The following is a 16717-nucleotide window of genomic DNA, read 5'->3' as shown; positions in this document are numbered from 1 at the left end:
GCGGGCGGCGGGCGGCGGGCGGCGGGCGGCGGGCGGCGGGCGGCGGCCACTCGAACGGGTAACCGGCCCGACCCCTTCCCGGGGCCGCCCGCCACGCCCCGCCGCAGGACGCCGGAGGCGGTCCGACACTCACCCGAAATGACTAATGACGCACCGTGCACCCCTTGTCCCCACTGGACCCCGCCCCATTCGGAGTTGCGGCCGTACGGGCGACATGAGTCCGTGGGAGGCGTGTCCCACCGGATCTCACTCAGGAGGAACCATGGGCACCAACCACCAGGGCCGATCGGCCGACAAGCTGGGCGTCGTCTTCGCCGTCCGCGTCGTCGAGGGCGGCGAACAGGGCTTCCTGGACCTGTACGAACAGCTCCGGAAGTCCGTGTCCGGGACGCCCGGTCACCTCATCGAACGGCTCGGCGAGCCCGCCGACGACTCCCGTCAGTGGGTGATCACCAGCGAGTGGCAGACGGCCGAGCACTTCTTCGCCTGGCAGCAGAGCGAAGAGCACCGTGAACTCGTCGCGCCGTTGCGGCAGTTCGTGGACCAGCGGCAGTCGCTGCGGTACCGGGTGATCAAGGAGACCCGGGGGGTGGCGTCATGACGCGCATCCCGCGCGGCCCCGTCGCCGTACTCGGCCTGGGCGCGATGGGCGCCGGGCTGGCCCGCCGTCTGCTCGACCAGGGCGTACCGGTCCGGGTCTGGAACCGCACCGCCGAGCGGACCGCGCCGCTCGCCGAGGCCGGCGCCCATGTCGCCGCGCACCCGGCCGAGGCGGTCGAGGGCACGGTCGCCGCGCTGTGCGCCGTGGCCGACGGCGAGGCCCTGGGCAGCGTGCTGCGCGGCCCGGACGGCGTCCTGTCGCGGGGCCCGTACCCGGGCATCCTGCTGTGTGCCAGCACCGTGGCGCCCGAGGAGGTCGTGCAGATCGCCGGGGACCTGCCCGCCGTCTTGGACATGGGCATGCTCGGCAACCGCGACCACGCCCGCGACGGCGAGCTGCGGCTGTTCGTCGGCGGCACGGAGGAGACGTGCGCCGCCGCCCGTCCGCTGCTGGAGACGCTGGGCAAGGAGGTCGTCCATCTGGGCGCACTCGGTTCCGGCATGCGGATGAAACTGCTCCTCAACCTGCTGATGGGCATCGAGGTGCAGGCGCTGGCCGAGGCCACCGAACTGGCGGAGGCCTGCGGACTGGACCGGAGGCTGGTCCTGAAGACCATCGCGGGCAGCGGCTTCGCCTCCCCGGTCATGGCGTTCAAGTCGCGGCGGCTGGCCGCCGACCGGTTCGACGAGCCGGACTTCCGGCTGCGCCTGATGGCGAAAGACCTCATGCTCGCTACCAAGCAGGCGGCAGCAGCCGGCCTGAGCCTGCCGCTGGCGACCGCCGCGGCGGAGACCCACGTCCGCGCGACCGAGCAGGGACTGGGCGACCAGGACTGTGCCGCGGTCACCCGCGCACTGAGACCGAAACCGGGAACCGACACGTGATCATCGACATCCACGGGCACCTGTCCCCACCGGAAGCCGCCGCACGCTTCCCCATGCCCCCGAGCCTGACCGACGTCGACGGCATGCTCGCCGCCCGCGCCGAGGCCGGCATCGACCTGACCCTCATCGGCAGCCCGGTCGGGGCCGGGGCGATGGCGCGGGTGCCCGGCGTGGACAACTACGCGCAGCCGCGCGACCGGCTGCGCGCGTTCCACGCCTGGATGTCGGGCCTGATCCGCCGGTTCCCGGACCAGTTGCGCGGCTATGTGTACGCCAACCCGTTCGGGGACGACGATCACCTCGAAGGCGTACGGGAGACGCTGGCGGACCCCGCCTTCGTCGGTCTGATCACCACGTCCAGCGTGCACGGGGAACTGCTCGGTTCGCGCCGCGCCGACTCCTTCTTCGCGCTGGCCGCGGAGGCGGGGGTGCCCGTCCTGGTCCACGCGCCGGCCGAACCGGCCGGCACCGAACGGGTCGAGCAGTCCGGCTTCGTGGAGCAGATCGGGCGCTTCGGCGATGTCACGCTGGGCCTGGCCATGATCGCGTTCGCGGGGTGGCTGGACAAGTACCCGGATCTGCGGCTGATCGGCGCGACCGGCGGCGGCGCGCTGGCGCTGCTGCCGGAGCGGCTGCAGACCGCGGCGCGCCCCCCGCACTGGGCCGGGGGCGCGCCGCCCGCCGGCGGCCGCCCGGGGACGCCCTCCGCGTCCCCGGGCGGCCGTGCCCCGGGGACCGCGGACTCAGCGGCCGGGGCACGGACCGGCGGGTCCCCGGCCGACGGACCCCCGACCGGCGGGGCAGGCACCGGTGGGACAGGGGCCGGCGGGACTCGGACCGGCGGGGCACCGCCGGCCGTACGGCCGGCGCCCGGTCCGGACGCCGTCGAGCCCGCGGCCGACCCGGCCGCCGCGCTGCGCCGCATGTACGTCGACACCAGCCCGTTCAGCGCGGCGCACCTGAGTCTGAACGCGGAGGTGCTGGGCCCCGGCCGGATGCTGTTCGGCACCGACTCGCCGCCGATGGCCGCGCCGCTGGAGGACTTCGTCCACATGATCGAGAAGCTGCCGCTCGACAAGGCGTCCCAGCAGCTCATCCTCGGCGGCAACGCCCAGGCCCTCTTCGACCTCAGGAGCCGTCCGTGACCACCACCCAGGAGGCCGTCGCCGCGGCCGAGCGGTGCACCCCCGAGTTCCGTCGCGATCCGCACCCGGTCTACGCCCACCTGCGCTCCGCGGCGCCCGTCTGTCCCATGACACCGCCGCACGGCAACGAGACGTATCTGATCACCCGGTACGAGGACGCGCGGGCCGCGCTGTCGGACCCGCGGCTGAGCAAGGACATGTACGGGGCCATGGACGCCTACCGGAGGATCTTCGGTGACTCGTCCGTCGCGCTGGACGACAACATGCTCAACTCCGACGCGCCCAAGCACACCCGGCTGCGCCGGCTGGTCAACTCCGCTTTCACCCCCCGGCGGGTGCAGGCGCTGCGCCCGCGCATCGAGGAGGTCGTCCGCGGTCTGCTCGACGCGTGCCCGGCCCGGGAACCCGTCGACCTGCTCCCGGTGTTCGCGTTCCCGCTGCCCATCATCGTGATCTGCGACCTGCTCGGCGTGCCGGCCGAGGACCGGTCGGGGCTGCAGCGGCTGTCCACGACGGTGGCGCAGACCGGGTTCGGCGAGGAGTTCAAGCGGGCTCAGCAGAAGGCCGAGGAGGAGCTGCACGCGTACTTCACGCAGCTCGTCACCGCCAAGCGGGAGCGGCCGGGTGACGACCTGCTGAGCGCGCTCATCGCGGCCCGGGACGGCGAGGACGGCGCCCTCACCCAGAGCGAACTGGTCTCCACGGCCTTCCTGTTGATGTTCGCGGGCCACAAGACGACCGCGTACCTCATCGGCAACGCCGTGCACCATCTGCTGTCCCGGCCCGCGCAGTTGCGCGCCGTACGGGAGGAACCGGAGCTGATCCGCGCGGCGGTCGAGGAACTGGTGCGCTACGACGGCTCGGTGGAGAGCGCGACGTTCCGCTACGCGACCGAGGACGTGGAGTACGGCGGGACCCTGATCCCCAAGGGCGCCCTGGTGCAGGTCGCGCTCAGCTCGGCCAACCGCGACCCGCTGAAGTTCGACGCCCCGGACGAGCTGGACGTCCGGCGGCCGGGCAACGCGCAGGACGCCCATCTCGGCTTCGGGCACGGCAGCCACTACTGCCTGGGCGCCCCGCTGGCCCGGCTGGAGACCCAGCTCGCCCTCACCCTCCTGTTCGACCGGTTCCCCCGGATGGCCCTGGCCCACCCGGCCGGCGGCCCCCGGTGGCTGGAGGTGCCGTTCCCCGCCTTCCGCGGCCTCGCCGAACTGCCGGTCGTCCTCGACCCGGCCGCCTGAGCCCCGGCCGAACGCCCGCCTTCCCGGTGGCCGGGCCGCGCGTTCCCCGGTGTGTGCCGCGTCGCTGACGCGGCCGCTCGTCGGCTGGACGGCCGAGGCGGATGAGAACGTCACGAACGCCTTCCCCGGCGGTAACTGCCGGCGGACATCGGCTGATTCAGGTCACCGGGGACGCGTCTGCCGCCGCGCGGGCGCCGGTGGGCGAGGCGCCGGTCGCCGGCCCCACCGCCGTGACCGGTCTGCCGGTGCGTGCGTTCGGCCCGCCCGCCGCGCCCGTGGGCGCCTACCGGCCCGTACCGCCGCCGCGGTCCGCGCGAGGGCCGCTGCCGCACCCCGAGGAGGTCTTCGCGGCCCTGCGGGACGAGCGGCCCGCCGACACGGCGCCGACCCCGCCGGGCCGGCCACGCCGGGGCTGGTGCGGGAGGCGGGCCGGTACGGCGCGGAGGCCGGTCCTCGGCGCGGACACCGCCGGTCACCCGTCGCCGCCCACCCGTTCCGCTCCCCCGCCCTCCCCCGGTACTGTCCGTCGCGCACTCCCGCACCGCTCCCGCAGCCGCTCCAGGGGGGTATGCCGTCATGCCGTCCGTCGCCCCGTCCCGCTCCCCCGGCACCGCCACGGGGACCGGAACCACCGGCCGTACCGTCTGGACGGTGGTCCTGTGCTGGGTCACCGTCCTGCTGGAGGGCTACGACCTCGTCGTCCTCGGCGCCATCATCCCGACCCTGCTGAAGACCCGTCACCTGGGCATGACGGCCGGGGACGCGACCACCGTCGCCACGCTGTCGCTGGCCGGCGTCGCCGTCGGCGCGATGCTGGTCGGTCCGCTGGCCGACCGGCTCGGCCGGCGTCTGCTGCTGATCGCCTCGGTGGTGCTGTTCTCCGTCTTCACCCTCCTGGTGCCGCTCGCCGGCTCCGTCACGGTGTTCGCCCTGCTGCGGTTCGCGGCCGGGGTGGGCCTCGGCGCGTGCATGCCCGTGTCGCTCACGCTGACGGCCGAGCGGCTGCCGGCGGACCGGCGGGCCCGCGCCAGCACGCTGATCATGACCGGCTATCACACCGGTGCCGTGATCACCTCGCTGCTGGCGCTCCAACTGGCCGGGCACTGGCAGGTTCTCTTCTACGTGCTCGGTGCCGCCGGGCTGGTCACCGCGGCCGTCCAGTGGTTCCGGCTGCCGGAGTCGGAGGCGTTCGTCCGCGCCGGGGAGCAGGCCGGGGCCGTCCGGGTGCCGTTCACCGAGCTGCTGAAGCCGGCGTACCTGCGCGCCGGTCTCGGGATCTGGGCGGCCTCGTTCATGGGTCTGCTGCTCGTGTACGGCCTCAACACCTGGCTGCCCAAGCTGATGAACGACGCCGGCTATCCCGTGCCCACGGCCGTGACCCAGCTCCTGGTGCTGAACGCGGGCGGGGTGGCCGGTCTGGTGCTGGGCGGCTTCGTGGCCGACCGGCGCGGCATCAAGCGGACCACGGCTGTCTGGTTCGCGGTCTCGGCGGCCCTGCTGGCCTGCCTCGGCATCAGGATGCACAGCGATCTGCTGCTCGACTCGGTGGTCTTCCTCACCGGGGTGTTCGTCTTCTCGGCGCAGGTGCTGGTCTACGCGTACGTCACCGGCTTCTACCCGCCCTCCGTGCGCGGCACCGCGCTCGGCTCGGCGTCCGGCATCGGCCGGATCGGTTCCCTCGTCGGCCCCACGGTCACGGGCGCGCTGGTGAGTGCCGGGATCGGCCACCCGTGGGGCTTCGTCTTCTTCGCCGCCGTGGCCGCCCTCGCCGTCCTGGCCGTCCTCACCCTGCCCCGCCTCTGACGCCCTCCGCCCGCCGGTGACCACCGCCCCGCGGAGGACCGGGCGGCCGCTCAGTCCGCGGAGAGCGGCTGGGCCCGGACGATGAGCAGGGCCACGTCGTCGTGGCCGGCCGGGTGCCACAGCTGCCGCAGCAACCGGTCGCAGGTCTCCTCCGGGGACCGGTCGGCCACGGCCAGCAGCCGCAGCAGTTCCTCCAGCCGTTCGTCGATGGGGTCGTGGCGGGTCTCCACCAGTCCGTCGGTGTACAGCACCAGGCGGTCGCCGGGCCCGAAGCCGATGGCGGTGCTCTCGAACGGGACGCCGCCGACCCCGAGCGGCGTGCCGGTGGGCAGATCGAGGAGGTGCGGCTGTCCGCCGGCCCGCACCAGGACCGGCGGCAGGTGGCCGGCGGACGCCACGTGCAGTTGCTCGCGGTGCGGGTCGTAGACCGCGTACAGGCAGGTGGCGATGTACGGGTCCAGATCGCGGGTGATCTTGTCGAGGTGGGTGAGGATGCGGGCCGGTTCGAGGTCGAGGTCGGCCAGGGTGGAGGTCGCGGTGCGCAGCCGGCCCATGGTGGTGGCGGCCGGGATACCGCTGCCCATGACGTCACCGACCGCGAGGGCCGTGCGGTCGCCGTCGAGCGCGATCACGTCGTACCAGTCGCCGCCGACCTCGCTGCGGGCCTCGGCGGGCCGGTAGCGGGCGGCCAGCTCCAGGCCCGGGCGGCCCGGCGGGAGCTGCGGCAGCAGGCTGCGCTGGAGGGTCTCGGCGGCGCTGCGGATGTGCTGGTGCAGGACGGCGTTGTCGATGCTGAGCGCGGCGGACGAGGCCAGCTCGCAGGCGAGGGTGAGGTCGTCGTCGTCGAACGGCAGCGGGTTGCGGGCCCGGGCCAGGCTCATCACGCCGATGATCTTCTCGCGGGCGATGAGCGGGACGGCCATGTCGGTGTGCACACCGGCCCGGGCCAGCAGTCCGGCGGCCGCGGAGTCGGTGGCGATGCGGGCCAGCTCGCCGCCGTCCAGGTGGGTGAGGAGGAAGGGGCGGCGGCTGCGGATGCAGTACGACGCCGGGTGCTCGGCGTGGTAGGTGGTGAGGTGGCCGGGCGGCACGAGCGCCCGGCCGGCGTCCGTCGGGTACGCGGTCTTCACCGCCACGGCGCGGAACAGCGCCGGGCCCTCGCCGAGGTCCGTGCGGCCCGTCTCCAGCACCGAGTCGAGCAGGTCCACCGAGACCATGTCGGCGAGGTCGGGCACCAGCACGTCGGCCAGTTCCCGGGCGGTGCGCTCGACCTCCAGGGTGGTGCCGATCCGGGCCGAGCCGTTGGCCATCAGGCGCAGGCGCTGCTGGGCCTGGTCGGCCTTCTTCGCCGCCTGGTAGCGGTCCGTGACGTCGACCACCACGTTGGCGATGCCCAGCACCCGGCCCTGGTGGTCCTCCAGCCGGTAGACGGACACCGCCCAGGCGTGCTCGTTCCCCGGGTCGGCGGCCGTCCGGCCCACCACCTGCTCCTCCACCACGGGCTCGCCGGACGCCAGGACCTGCCGCATCACGGTCTCGGCGTCCAGGAAGGGCGCGTCGGACAGGATCTCGCGGAAGCGGCGGCCGAGGTGGCCGGCCTCGGAGACGCCGTGCATGGCCGACAGAGCCGGGTTGACGGCCAGGTAGCGCAGCTCGGTGTCCAGGACGGCCAGCCCTATCGGCGCCTGGGTGACCAGTCGGTTGGACAGGGCCAGCTTGCGTTCCATCTGCCGCAGGGCGATCCGGTCGGTGGCCAGTCCCAGGGCGTAGTGGTCACCGAGGCTGTCCGTCAGCCGGACGTTGCGGAACTCCACCATCCGGGTGCTGCCGTCCTTGTGCCGGACCGGGAAGGCGCCCGCCCAGCCCCGGCCGGTCTCCATCACGTCGGCGAACAGGGTGATCGCCGCGTCCTGGTGCTGGGGGTGGAGCAGAAGCGGCGCGGCGTACTGGCCGACCGCTTCGTCACCGGTATAGCCGAACAGTTGTTCGGCCTGCGGACTCCACATGTCGATCTTGCCGTCGGCCTCCAGCAGCACCGCGGCGACGCCCAGCAGGTCCATCAGCCCGCTCGGGTCCGCCGCGGCGCCGGCCAGGTGATCCGCCTGCTCCGGGCGCTGCTCCTCTCGCCTCATGGCGCGCGCTCCTTCCTCGGCCGGCGTCACCGGTGGCGACCGGCTCGCCCCGCGGACCGGGGCAAGCGGTCGTCCCGCAGATCAGCGGCCCTTTCCACGATGCGGCACGGGGCCCGGGACGGCCACGGCGGCACACCGACGAAACCGCCGCGCCGGGGACCCGCCCGGCCACACCGGCACGGTCCCCGGCCGCCGTACGGCCCGGTACGGCGCGGGGCGGCGCGGTACGGCGCGGTACGGCGCGGGGCGGCACGGCACGATTCGACCCGGCGCGGCACGGCACGGCGGCACGGCGCAACCCGGCACGGCACGGCACGACGCCGGCCCAGCGCAGCCCGGCCCGACACGGCCCGGCGCGGAGCGGCCCGGCCCGGGGCGGGGCGGGGCGGCGCGGGGCGGCGCGGGGCGGGGTGAGGCAGCACGGGGCGGAGCGGCGCGGGGCAGCCCGGCCCGACACGACCCGACGCGGGGCGGCGCGGCCCCCCACGGGGCGACGCGGCGGGGGGCGCGGGGCGGCGGCGCGGCCCGGCCCGACACAGCCCAGCACAGCACAGCACAGCCCGGTTCGGCCCGGTTCGGCCCGGCCCAGCACAGCCCGGTTCGGCCCGGCCCGACACAGCCCAGCACAGCCCGGCGCAGCCCGGCCCGGCCCGGCACAGCCCGGCCCGGCCCGGCGCAGCCCGAGCGGGGCGGGGCGGCGCGGCCCGCGCCCGGCACAGCCGGACCTGCGGTGGCCGCGGGGTAGGCAGGCCGCAGGCCGCCGGAACCGCATCCGCGGTGACCGGACCGGGCGCCGGGCGCGTGGGTCAGCCAGTCCGCGGCGCCGGGTTGGCGCAGTGGGCCAGCGGTTCGCCGCGCAGGAAGCGGCCGGCCTCGGCGGCGACGATCCGGGCGGCCTTGTGGGCGACCTCGCGGCTGGCGCCGGCCATGTGCGGGGTGAGGACGACACCGGGTGTGGACAGCAGGCGGGAGCCGGCCGGCACCGGTTCGACGGGGAACACGTCGAAGCCGGCCGCGGCCAGCCGGCCCGAGTCGAGCGCGTCGCACACCGCGTCGTAGTCGACCAGGGCGCCGCGGGCGCAGTTGACGAGGACCGAACCGCGCGGCATCGCCTCGATCCGGGCCCGTCCCATCATGCCCCGGGTCTCCTCGGTCACCCGGGCGTGCAGGGAAACGATCCGGGAGCGGCTGAGCAGCTCGTCCAGGGAGACGAGTTCGGCGACGCCGCGCACCTCTTCGGGCCGCACGTAGGGGTCGTGGACGAGGACCGTGGCCCCCATGGCGTGCAGGACCCGGGCGACGCGGGAACCGACGGCGCCGCAGCCGACCAGTCCCACGACCGAGCCGTCGATCTCGACGCCGCAGCGCGCGTAGTCGTAGGTGTCCCCGCGCCACACACCCCGCTTGAGGTCGGTGTGGACGTCGCCGATCCCGCGGGCGGCGGCGAGGATCAGCGCGAGGGCGTGCTCGGCGGTGGCGACGGCGTTGCGGCCCGGGGCGTAGCAGACGGCAACGCCGTGCCGGGTGGCGGCCGCCAGGTCGGCGTTGACGGGTCCGCCGCGGCTGACGCAGAACAGTTCCAGCTCCGGACAGGCGGCCAGCACACGTTCGGTGAGCGGCGCCAGCTGGGTGACGCAGATCCGGGCGCCGCGCAGCGCCTCGATCATCTCCTCCTCGGTGCCGGACGCCTCGTCGACCCCGGCGACCCTGCCGAACGGCGTGTGCGGCCAGGGCAGCCGGAGCTGCCGGACGTCCAGCTCACAGCCGGCGGGCGCGGCGGCGCGCAGTTCCTGTTCCAGCAGCCGGGGCAGGACGAAGTGGTCGCCGGCGGCGAGGACGGTGGTGGGCACGGTGGCACTCCCGGGGAAGCGGCGGTGTCAGCGGACGGGGACGTTGAGGCCCAGCAGGGCCGCCTGGCCGTCGCGCAGCCGCAGCTCGGTCAGCGCGCCGTTGCCGAGGACGGGGAAGACCCGGCGGTAGCGGGCCAGGGGGATGCCGAGCAGTGCGCACAGCGCCAGGCGCAGCAGGGTGGAATGGGCGACGACGAGGACGCGGCCGTCGGGGAGGGCGCGCGCGGTCTCCTGGAGGCAGCCGGTGGCGCGGCCGGCCGCCGCCGCGGGGTCCTCGCCGCCCGGCAGGTGGTGGGCGACCGGGTCGGTGAGGAAGGCGGCGAGCGCCTCGGGGAACGCCTCGGCCATCTCGGCGCGGGTCAGCCCGTCGCCGCGGCCGAAGTCCACCTCGTACAGGCGCTCGTCCACCCGGAGGGCGAGGCCGAGCGCGGTCGCGGCGGGCGCGGCGGTCAGCCGGGCCCGGGACAGCGGTGAGCAGAGCACGGCGTCCAGGTGCTGTCCGGCGGCCCAGGCGCCCAGTTCGGCGGCCTGCCGGCGGCCGAGCGCGGTGAGCGGCACGTCGGTGCGGCCCGCGTAGCGGTTCTCGGCGTGCCACACGGTCTCCCCGTGGCGTACGAGCACGAAGTCGGTCACGGCCGGGCCCTTCCGCGCGCGTGTGCGGCCACGGCCGGCGGCAGCCAGCCGCGGCGGGCCAGCGCGTCCATGAAGCCGAGGTAGACGGGCAGCAGGCGGGCGGTGCGCGCGGGGTCGGGACGCAGTTCCCCGCGCAGCCGCACCATGGCGCCCGCCGCCTCCGCCAGCGTGGCACCCGAGGCGGTGGCGGCGAGGACCGCCATGCCGACGGCGCTCTCGGCGTGTTCGGGCAGCCGGGCGGGGCGGCCGAGGACGTCGGCGCGCAGTTGTGACCAGTAGGGGTTGCGGGTGCCGCCGCCGGTGAAGGTGAGCGGGCCGGTCACGGGGGCGCCGAGGTGGTCGAGGTAGTCGAAGCAGAGCCGTTCCAGGAGGGCCACGCCCAGCAGGCAGGCGTGGAACTCCTCGGCCTCGCCCGAGAGTTCTCCGAGGGTGAAGGGCACGGCCCCGGGGGCGCGGAACGGGAAGCGCTCGCCGCCCGAGCCGACCAGCGGGTAGACGACGGCGGTGGAGCCGGTCGCGGCGGCCCGCGCGGTCAGCGCGTCGAGGTCGGCGGGGCGCGCGCCGGGGAAGCGGGCGGCGAGGACGCCGGCCCCGCTGCCCGAGGCGCCGCCGGGCAGCCAGGTGCCGTCGGGGCCGCGGTGGCAGTAGACGACGCCGCCGGGATCGCGGACGAGGTGCGGGCTCGCGCCCTTGAACACCAGGGTGGTGCCGAGGACGGAGTTCCAGGCGCCGGGGGTGAGCGCGCCGGCCCCGATCTGCGCCGCGCAGCCGTCGGTCATGCCCGCGGTGATGAGGGTGCCGGCCGGGATGCCGGTCGCCTCGGCCGCGGCGGCGCACACGGTGCCGAGGACCGTGCCGGGCCGTACGACGTCGGGCAGCAGCCCGGCCGGGACGCCCAGCGCGTCCAGCTCGGCTTCGGGCCAGCGTTCGGCGACGAGGTCGTAGCCGGTCTTCAGGGCGTGGCTGGCGTCGGCCGGGACCTGGTGCCCGGCCAGCCGCCAGGTGATCAGGTCGGCCTGGTGCAGCAGGCGCGCGTCCGCGGGCGGGGCGGCGCCGCCCGGTCGGGCCCGGTCGTGCAGCAGCCAGAGGAGTTTGGGCAGGGCCCAGGAGGGCTGCATGGCGCGGTAGCCCAGCTTGTCCCAGACCGGGGCGCCGAGGGTGTTGACGCGGTCGGTGTGCGCGTCGGCGCGGCGGTCGTCGTACATCAGCCCCGGGGTGAGCGGGACGCCCGCCGGGTCGGCCAGGAGCACGGTGCCGGACGTGGCGTCCACGGCCAGGTCCCGTACCCGGCGCGGGTCGACGCCGGTCAGGGCCGCGCGGCAGGCGGTGGCGAGCGCGGACCACCACTGCTCGGGGTCCTGCTCGTGGCGGACGCCGTCGCGGCGGCCGGTCAGCGGGCGGGAGGCGGCGCCCAGCAGCCGGCCGGTGCCGTCCACGGCGACCGCGCGGACGCTCTGGGTGCCGAGGTCGAGCCCGAGGTGGACGGCGTCGGCGGACAGCGCGTCAGACATGCGGGGCCTCCGGGGCGAAGGCGGCGGGCGGCGGGGCGGCCGGCGCGGACGCGGGCGCGGGTGCGGGTGCGGAGGACCAGCCGAGGGAGCGGGCGGCGGCACGCCAGGTGAGGTACGTGTCGTAGAGCCCGTCGTAGAACGCGGTCCGTTCCGCGTCCGGCTCCCAGGTCGCGCCCGTGCGGACGTACCGGGCGGCGGCCTCGCGCATGCCGCTGGCCGCGCCGGTGCGGACGAGCCCGGTCAGGAAGGCGCCCTTGGCGCCCGGTTCCGTGTCGGTGCCGCGGGCCGTCGGCACGCCGGTGACGTCCGCGATGAGCCGGCACCAGCCGTCGCTTGCGGCGCCGCCGCCGCACAGGCGCAGTTCGCCGACACGGGTGCCGGAGGCGGCCAGGCAGTCGCGGACGACGAGGGACAGGCCCTCGAAGACGGCGCGGGCGAGGTGGGCGGGCGTGTGGTCGAGGGACAGGCCCCAGAAGACGCCGCGGGCGCGCGGATCGAGGAACGGGGCGCGCTCGCCGGCGGGCGAGAGGTACGGCAGGAATCCCAGTCCGTCCGCGCCCGGCGGGCTGCCGAAGGCGAGCCCGCCGAGCTGGGCGGGGTCCGCTACCGCCAGGGTGCGGCAGGCCCAGTCCAGGACCTCGGTCCCGGCGAGGGTGGGGAAGGCGCGTAACACCCGTTCGCGCCCCTGATAGGCGATGGTGATCCCGCACGGCTCACCGCCGGTGTCCGGCTCCCGGCTGACGATCTCGGTGCACAGCGTGGTGCCGAGGATGGCGCACGCCTGGCCTGGTTCGACGGCGCCGGCGCCGCGGGCGGTGGCGGCGATGTCGTAGGGGGCCATGACGACGGGCAGGCCGGGGGGCAGCCCGAGTTCGGTGGCCGCGTGCCGGGTCAGCTCGGCGACGCGCTCCCCTTCGCCGAGGATGCGCGGCAGCAGCGGTTCGGCCCACCGCAGGGCGAACAGGTCGAGGATCGCCGGGTCGTAGCCGCCGGTGGCGTGGTCGAGGAAGGGCGCGGAGGCGTCGGACTCGTCCACCGCGCGCACCCCGGTGAACTTCAGGAACAGCCAGCCGGCCGCCGTCAGCGCGGTGCGGGAGCGCCGCAGCCGGTCCGGGTCGTGCCGGGCGAGCCAGCTCAGCACCGCGTTCGGCATGCCGCTGCAGGTGAGCGAGCCGTTGCGGCGGAACGCCTGGTCCAGGACGCCGTCGGCCTGCCAGCGGGTGAGCAGGTCGCCGGCCCGGCCGTCGGACCACAGGATCGCCGGGCCGGTGGGGCGGCCCTCGCCGTCGACGAGCCAGCAGCCGTCGCCCTGGGCCGTGAAGCCGATCAGCCGGACCGGGTCCCGGCCGGGGCCGAGCCGGTCCAGGGCGTCGCGCACGGTGTGGACGACGGCGTTCCACACCGCGTCCATGTCCTGTTCCGCCCAGCCGGGGCGGGGCCGCAGCACCTCGGTGCCGATGCGGCAGACCGTCAGTTCGCGGCCCTGGTCGTCGAAGACGACGGACTTGATGACCGAGGTTCCGACGTCGATGGTGAGCACCGTCATGACTGCCCTCCCTGCCCCTCCGCCCGGGCCGCGCCCGGCGACCGGGTCCGCCGGACCGGGCGGTCCGGCCGCGTGCGGCTCGCGGTCCTCAGCCAAACGCCTGCCCGAGCGGGCCGTCAATCGGCCGTGCGGCTTATCCCGCGGCCGGCTCCGGGCGCCGTGTGACATCGCCGTCCGGCCCGGACCGGCCCGCGTCGTCCCGTAGGTCGACCCGCCGTTCGCGCGGTCGGCGGCCGGCTCACGGCCCGCCGTGGCCGTGTTACGTTCCTGTGGTTTTCTCACGAGCTCCTCCCCGTTCGTGCTCCTCGCGTACGGCGGTGCGGCGCTCGGTCACCCGGGGGGACACCCGAGAGGAGCGGCTGCCATGCCCGGTGCGGACGCCCGGACGGAGGCCCGGGAGGAACGGCGCGGCCGGGTGCGCGAGCGGGTCACCAGCGAGGGGTTCGTCCGCACCGCCGACCTCGCGGCCGAGTTCGGTGTGAGCGTGATGACCGTCCACCGCGACCTGGACGCGCTCCAGGCACAGGGCTGGCTGCGCAAGGTGCGCGGCGGGGCGAGCAGTCTGCCCTCGACGCAGTTCCACGGCAGCGCCGGTGAGCGCCTGACGACGAGGGTGCGGGCCAAACAGGCGCTGGCGCGCGCCGCCGCCGGGGAACTGGCCCCCGGGCAGGTGGTGATGATCGACGACTCCACGACCTGTCTGCACCTGGTCCGGCACCTGCCCGGGCACACGCCCCTCACCGTGATCAGCAACTCGCTGCCGGTCGTCTCCGCGCTGGCCCGTGAGCCCGGCGTGGCCCTGATCGCGCTGGGCGGCACCTATTTCCCGGCCTACGACGCGTTCATGGGCGCGCACACCGCGCAGAGCGTACGGGCGTTCCGGGCGGATGTGCTGTTCCTGTCCACCACGGCGGTCACCGGCGGCCGCTGCTATCACATGTCACCGGAGACGGTGCAGGTCAAGCAGGCGATGATGGCCGCCGCCACGCGCCGTGTGCTGCTCGTCGACCACACCAAGTTCGCCCATCAGGGGCTGTACGCGCTCGCCCCGCTCACCGACTTCGACCTGGTGCTCGTCGACGAGGCGGCCCCGGCGGCCGAGGTGCGGCGGCTGCGCGACAGCGGGGTCCGCGTCCGCACGGCCGGCCATCCGCCCGGGACGCCCCGGACGCCCACCGGCACGTGAACATCACACGGTCCTCACTCACCCGTCCCGTCGGCGCCCGACATTCGGCCGTCCGGGCGGTTTCCGGTGATTGGTCCGGGTAACCCGATCGCGGGACACGGACGGCGCGCCCGCCCTTCTCGGGTGTCGACCTCCGTCCCGTATCACGTTTGCCCAGGTCAAGGAGCTGGTAACCGATGACTCAGCCCGCGCAGCAGCAACAGCCTCCCGGCACGGAAGCGGAGATGCGGCCGAGGCCCGACCACGGGGAGGACAGCTACCGGGGGTCGGGCCGGCTGGCCGGGAAGGCCGCGGTGATCACGGGTGGGGACAGCGGTATCGGCAAGGCGGTGGCCATCGCCTTCGCCCGGGAGGGCGCGGACGTGCTGCTCTCCTATCTGCCCGAGGAGGAAGACGACGCCCGCGACACCGCGCGGTGGGTGGAGCAGGCCGGGCGCAAGGCGGTGCTGGTGCCGGGCGACCTCGTGGAACCGGCGCACTGCCGGGAGGTGATCGGCCGGGCGGTGGAGACGTTCGGCCGGATCGACGTGCTGGTGAGCAACGCCGCGTTCCAGATGACCCGGACGTCGCTGGAGGAGATCCCCGACGAGGAGTGGGACCGCACGCTGGCGACCAATCTCAGCGCGATGTTCCACCTGTGCAAGGCGGCGGTGCCGCACATGCGGCCGGGAGCGTCGATCATCGCCACCACCTCGGTCAACTCCGACATGCCGCCGCCCACCCTGCTGCCCTACGACGTGACCAAGGCGGGCATCGCCAACATGGTCGGCGCCATGGCCCAGTTGCTGGGCGACCGCGGGATCCGCGTCAACAGCGTGGCCCCCGGCCCGATCTGGACCCCGCTGATCCCCGCGACGATGCCGCCGGAGCAGGTGGAGAGCTTCGGCTCCGACGTGCCGCTGAGCCGTCCGGGCCAGCCGGCCGAGGTCGCCCCGGTGTACGTGCTGCTCGCCTCGGACGAGGGTTCGTACGTCTCCGGCGCCCGGATCGCGGTCACCGGCGGCCAGCCCATCCTGTGAGGAGCGCACATCCCGTGGACTGGTATCCGTTGCGCCTGACCACGCCGGTCAAGCAGCACGTCTTCGGCGGGCGCGTCCTGGCCGGCCGGTGGGGCCGCGCCGGGCTGCCGGACGGCCCGGTCGCCGAGACGTGGGAGGTCAGCGACGTGGACGGCGAAGGCTCCGTGGTGGCCGCGGGTCCGCTCGCCGGGCGCAGCCTGCGGCAGCTTACCGAGGAGCATCCGCAGGAACTGGTCGGGCGCGGCTGGCGCGGTGAACGCTTCCCCGTGCTGACGAAGTTCATCGACGCCACCGGCCCGCTCCCGGTCCATCTGCACGCCGACGACGAGACCGCCCGCCGGTTCGAGGGCGAGCCCAACGGCAAGACCGAGGCGTGGCACGTCCTGGACGCGGCGCCCGGGGCCACCGCGCTGGCCGGCGTCAAGCCCGGTGTCGACCGCGACCGGCTCCACCAAGCGCTGCTGGCACAGGACTTCGACGCCGTCCTGCGCCGGCTTCCGGTGCGCGCCGGGCAGACCCTGTACGTCCCCGGCGGCACCCTGCACAGCTTCGGCCCCGGCACCCTCGTCTACGAGATCGAGCAGACCTCCGACATCCAGCAGCACGCCATGCGCCACCGGATGGAGGACGGCTCGCCGCTCACGGACCGGGAGTGGCACACCAACCTGGACCGGCTGCTCGCGCAATGGCGGCCCGGACCGCGCCCCGACTTCCGCTCCGGGTTGAGCGTGCGGGTGGACGACGGCGTGGAGCGCACCGTGCTGTGCGCCGGCCCCTACTTCGCGCTGGAGCGGTGGCGGGCCGGCACCACGGCGCCCCTGGTGCACACGTTCTCCACCGCGCTGGTCCTCAGCAACGCCGGGGCGCCCGTCACCGTGGCGACTCCCGGGGGACGGGAGCGGCTGGGCCGGGCCGAGAGCCTGCTGCTGCCCGCGGCACTCGGCCGGCTCCGGATCGAAGGCCCGGCCGACGTCCTGCTCGGCTACCTCCCCGACCTCGACACCGACATCAACACCCCCCTGCTCACCGCCGGCCACGGCTTGGAGGCGATCACGGCGCTCGCCGGGTAACACCCCGCACGGGCTTTGGGGCGGCTCACCAAACCGCCCCCGAAGTCCGGTACACGCCACGACACCGCGAACGGCCCGGGACTATCGTGTGCCTCC

13 protein-coding genes are annotated in these 16717 nt (G+C 75.2%); 8 read left to right on the top strand and 5 right to left on the bottom strand.

Annotated elements, in window-relative coordinates; translation table 11 throughout:
- Window positions 1-262 precede the first annotated feature (262 nt).
- The 5 genes from ACZ4SV_RS10005 (at window position 263) to ACZ4SV_RS09985 (ending at window position 5674) form a co-directional block, all read left to right on the top strand.
- Complete coding sequence (locus ACZ4SV_RS10005) at window positions 263-601, top strand: antibiotic biosynthesis monooxygenase family protein (RefSeq protein ID WP_365884185.1); 339 nt, start codon at window positions 263-265, stop codon at window positions 599-601.
- Window positions 598-1485 (top strand): NAD(P)-dependent oxidoreductase, encoded by an 888-nt coding sequence (locus tag ACZ4SV_RS10000; protein ID WP_468003013.1) that lies wholly within the window; start codon window positions 598-600, stop codon window positions 1483-1485. The genes ACZ4SV_RS10005 and ACZ4SV_RS10000 overlap by 4 nt, the downstream gene beginning before the upstream one ends.
- The gene (locus tag ACZ4SV_RS09995; RefSeq protein ID WP_468003011.1) at window positions 1482-2630 is read left to right on the top strand and encodes an amidohydrolase family protein; all 1149 of its coding nucleotides are present in this window, start codon (window positions 1482-1484) and stop codon (window positions 2628-2630) included. The genes ACZ4SV_RS10000 and ACZ4SV_RS09995 overlap by 4 nt, the downstream gene beginning before the upstream one ends.
- The gene (locus tag ACZ4SV_RS09990; RefSeq protein WP_468003009.1) at window positions 2627-3871 is read left to right on the top strand and encodes a cytochrome P450 family protein; all 1245 of its coding nucleotides are present in this window, start codon (window positions 2627-2629) and stop codon (window positions 3869-3871) included. Before ACZ4SV_RS09995 ends, ACZ4SV_RS09990 begins: the two co-directional genes overlap by 4 nt.
- A 576-nt stretch (window positions 3872-4447) precedes the next feature.
- Complete coding sequence (locus ACZ4SV_RS09985; RefSeq protein ID WP_468003007.1) at window positions 4448-5674, top strand: MFS transporter; 1227 nt, start codon at window positions 4448-4450, stop codon at window positions 5672-5674.
- Between the two features lie 50 nt (window positions 5675-5724).
- Here ACZ4SV_RS09985 and ACZ4SV_RS09980 read toward each other — a convergent pair whose 3' ends face one another.
- The 5 genes from ACZ4SV_RS09980 to ACZ4SV_RS09960 form a co-directional block, all read right to left on the bottom strand.
- The gene (locus ACZ4SV_RS09980) at window positions 5725-7806 is read right to left on the bottom strand and encodes a SpoIIE family protein phosphatase (protein WP_468003005.1); all 2082 of its coding nucleotides are present in this window, start codon (window positions 7804-7806) and stop codon (window positions 5725-5727) included.
- An 806-nt stretch (window positions 7807-8612) separates the two neighbouring features.
- On the bottom strand, window positions 8613-9656 hold the full coding sequence (locus ACZ4SV_RS09975) for a 2-hydroxyacid dehydrogenase (protein ID WP_468003003.1): 1044 nt from the start codon (window positions 9654-9656) through the stop codon (window positions 8613-8615).
- A gap of 27 nt (window positions 9657-9683) precedes the next feature.
- Window positions 9684-10289, bottom strand: coding sequence for a histidine phosphatase family protein (locus ACZ4SV_RS09970; protein ID WP_468003001.1), 606 nt, complete (start codon window positions 10287-10289; stop codon window positions 9684-9686).
- Window positions 10286-11800, bottom strand: a complete 1515-nt coding sequence (locus ACZ4SV_RS09965) for an FGGY-family carbohydrate kinase (RefSeq protein ID WP_468002999.1) — start codon at window positions 11798-11800, stop codon at window positions 10286-10288. The genes ACZ4SV_RS09970 and ACZ4SV_RS09965 overlap by 4 nt, the downstream gene beginning before the upstream one ends.
- On the bottom strand, window positions 11793-13346 hold the full coding sequence (locus tag ACZ4SV_RS09960) for an FGGY family carbohydrate kinase (RefSeq protein ID WP_468002997.1): 1554 nt from the start codon (window positions 13344-13346) through the stop codon (window positions 11793-11795). The genes ACZ4SV_RS09965 and ACZ4SV_RS09960 overlap by 8 nt, the downstream gene beginning before the upstream one ends.
- A gap of 364 nt (window positions 13347-13710) precedes the next feature.
- Between ACZ4SV_RS09960 and ACZ4SV_RS09955 the strand changes: the two genes are divergently transcribed.
- From ACZ4SV_RS09955 to ACZ4SV_RS09945, 3 genes are all read left to right on the top strand, one after another.
- On the top strand, window positions 13711-14532 hold the full coding sequence (locus ACZ4SV_RS09955; protein ID WP_397937343.1) for a DeoR/GlpR family DNA-binding transcription regulator: 822 nt from the start codon (window positions 13711-13713) through the stop codon (window positions 14530-14532).
- A 176-nt stretch (window positions 14533-14708) separates the two neighbouring features.
- Window positions 14709-15551, top strand: coding sequence for an SDR family oxidoreductase (locus ACZ4SV_RS09950; protein WP_365881270.1), 843 nt, complete (start codon window positions 14709-14711; stop codon window positions 15549-15551).
- A gap of 14 nt (window positions 15552-15565) precedes the next feature.
- Entirely contained in the window at window positions 15566-16621 is a 1056-nt protein-coding gene (locus ACZ4SV_RS09945; RefSeq protein ID WP_468002994.1) for a type I phosphomannose isomerase catalytic subunit, read from the top strand.
- Window positions 16622-16717: the final 96 nt, after the last annotated feature.

This window comes from Streptomyces sp. NPDC027672 (assembly GCF_055566335.1).
The sequence above is the reverse complement of the archived record's forward strand: the minus strand, read 5'-3'. Positions and strand labels throughout refer to the sequence as shown.

What these genes read in the sequence shown, in the direction of transcription:
- ACZ4SV_RS10005 (WP_365884185.1), top strand. Translation starts at nt 263, where the DNA reads ATGGGCACCAACCACCAGGGCCGATCGGCCGACAAGCTGGGCGTCGTC.
- ACZ4SV_RS10000 (WP_468003013.1), top strand. Translation starts at nt 598, where the DNA reads ATGACGCGCATCCCGCGCGGCCCCGTCGCCGTACTCGGCCTGGGCGCG.
- ACZ4SV_RS09985 (WP_468003007.1), top strand. Translation starts at nt 4,448, where the DNA reads ATGCCGTCCGTCGCCCCGTCCCGCTCCCCCGGCACCGCCACGGGGACC.
- ACZ4SV_RS09980 (WP_468003005.1), bottom strand. Translation starts at nt 7,806, where the DNA reads ATGAGGCGAGAGGAGCAGCGCCCGGAGCAGGCGGATCACCTGGCCGGC.
- ACZ4SV_RS09965 (WP_468002999.1), bottom strand. Translation starts at nt 11,800, where the DNA reads ATGTCTGACGCGCTGTCCGCCGACGCCGTCCACCTCGGGCTCGACCTC.
- ACZ4SV_RS09960 (WP_468002997.1), bottom strand. Translation starts at nt 13,346, where the DNA reads ATGACGGTGCTCACCATCGACGTCGGAACCTCGGTCATCAAGTCCGTC.
- ACZ4SV_RS09955 (WP_397937343.1), top strand. Translation starts at nt 13,711, where the DNA reads ATGCCCGGTGCGGACGCCCGGACGGAGGCCCGGGAGGAACGGCGCGGC.
- ACZ4SV_RS09950 (WP_365881270.1), top strand. Translation starts at nt 14,709, where the DNA reads ATGACTCAGCCCGCGCAGCAGCAACAGCCTCCCGGCACGGAAGCGGAG.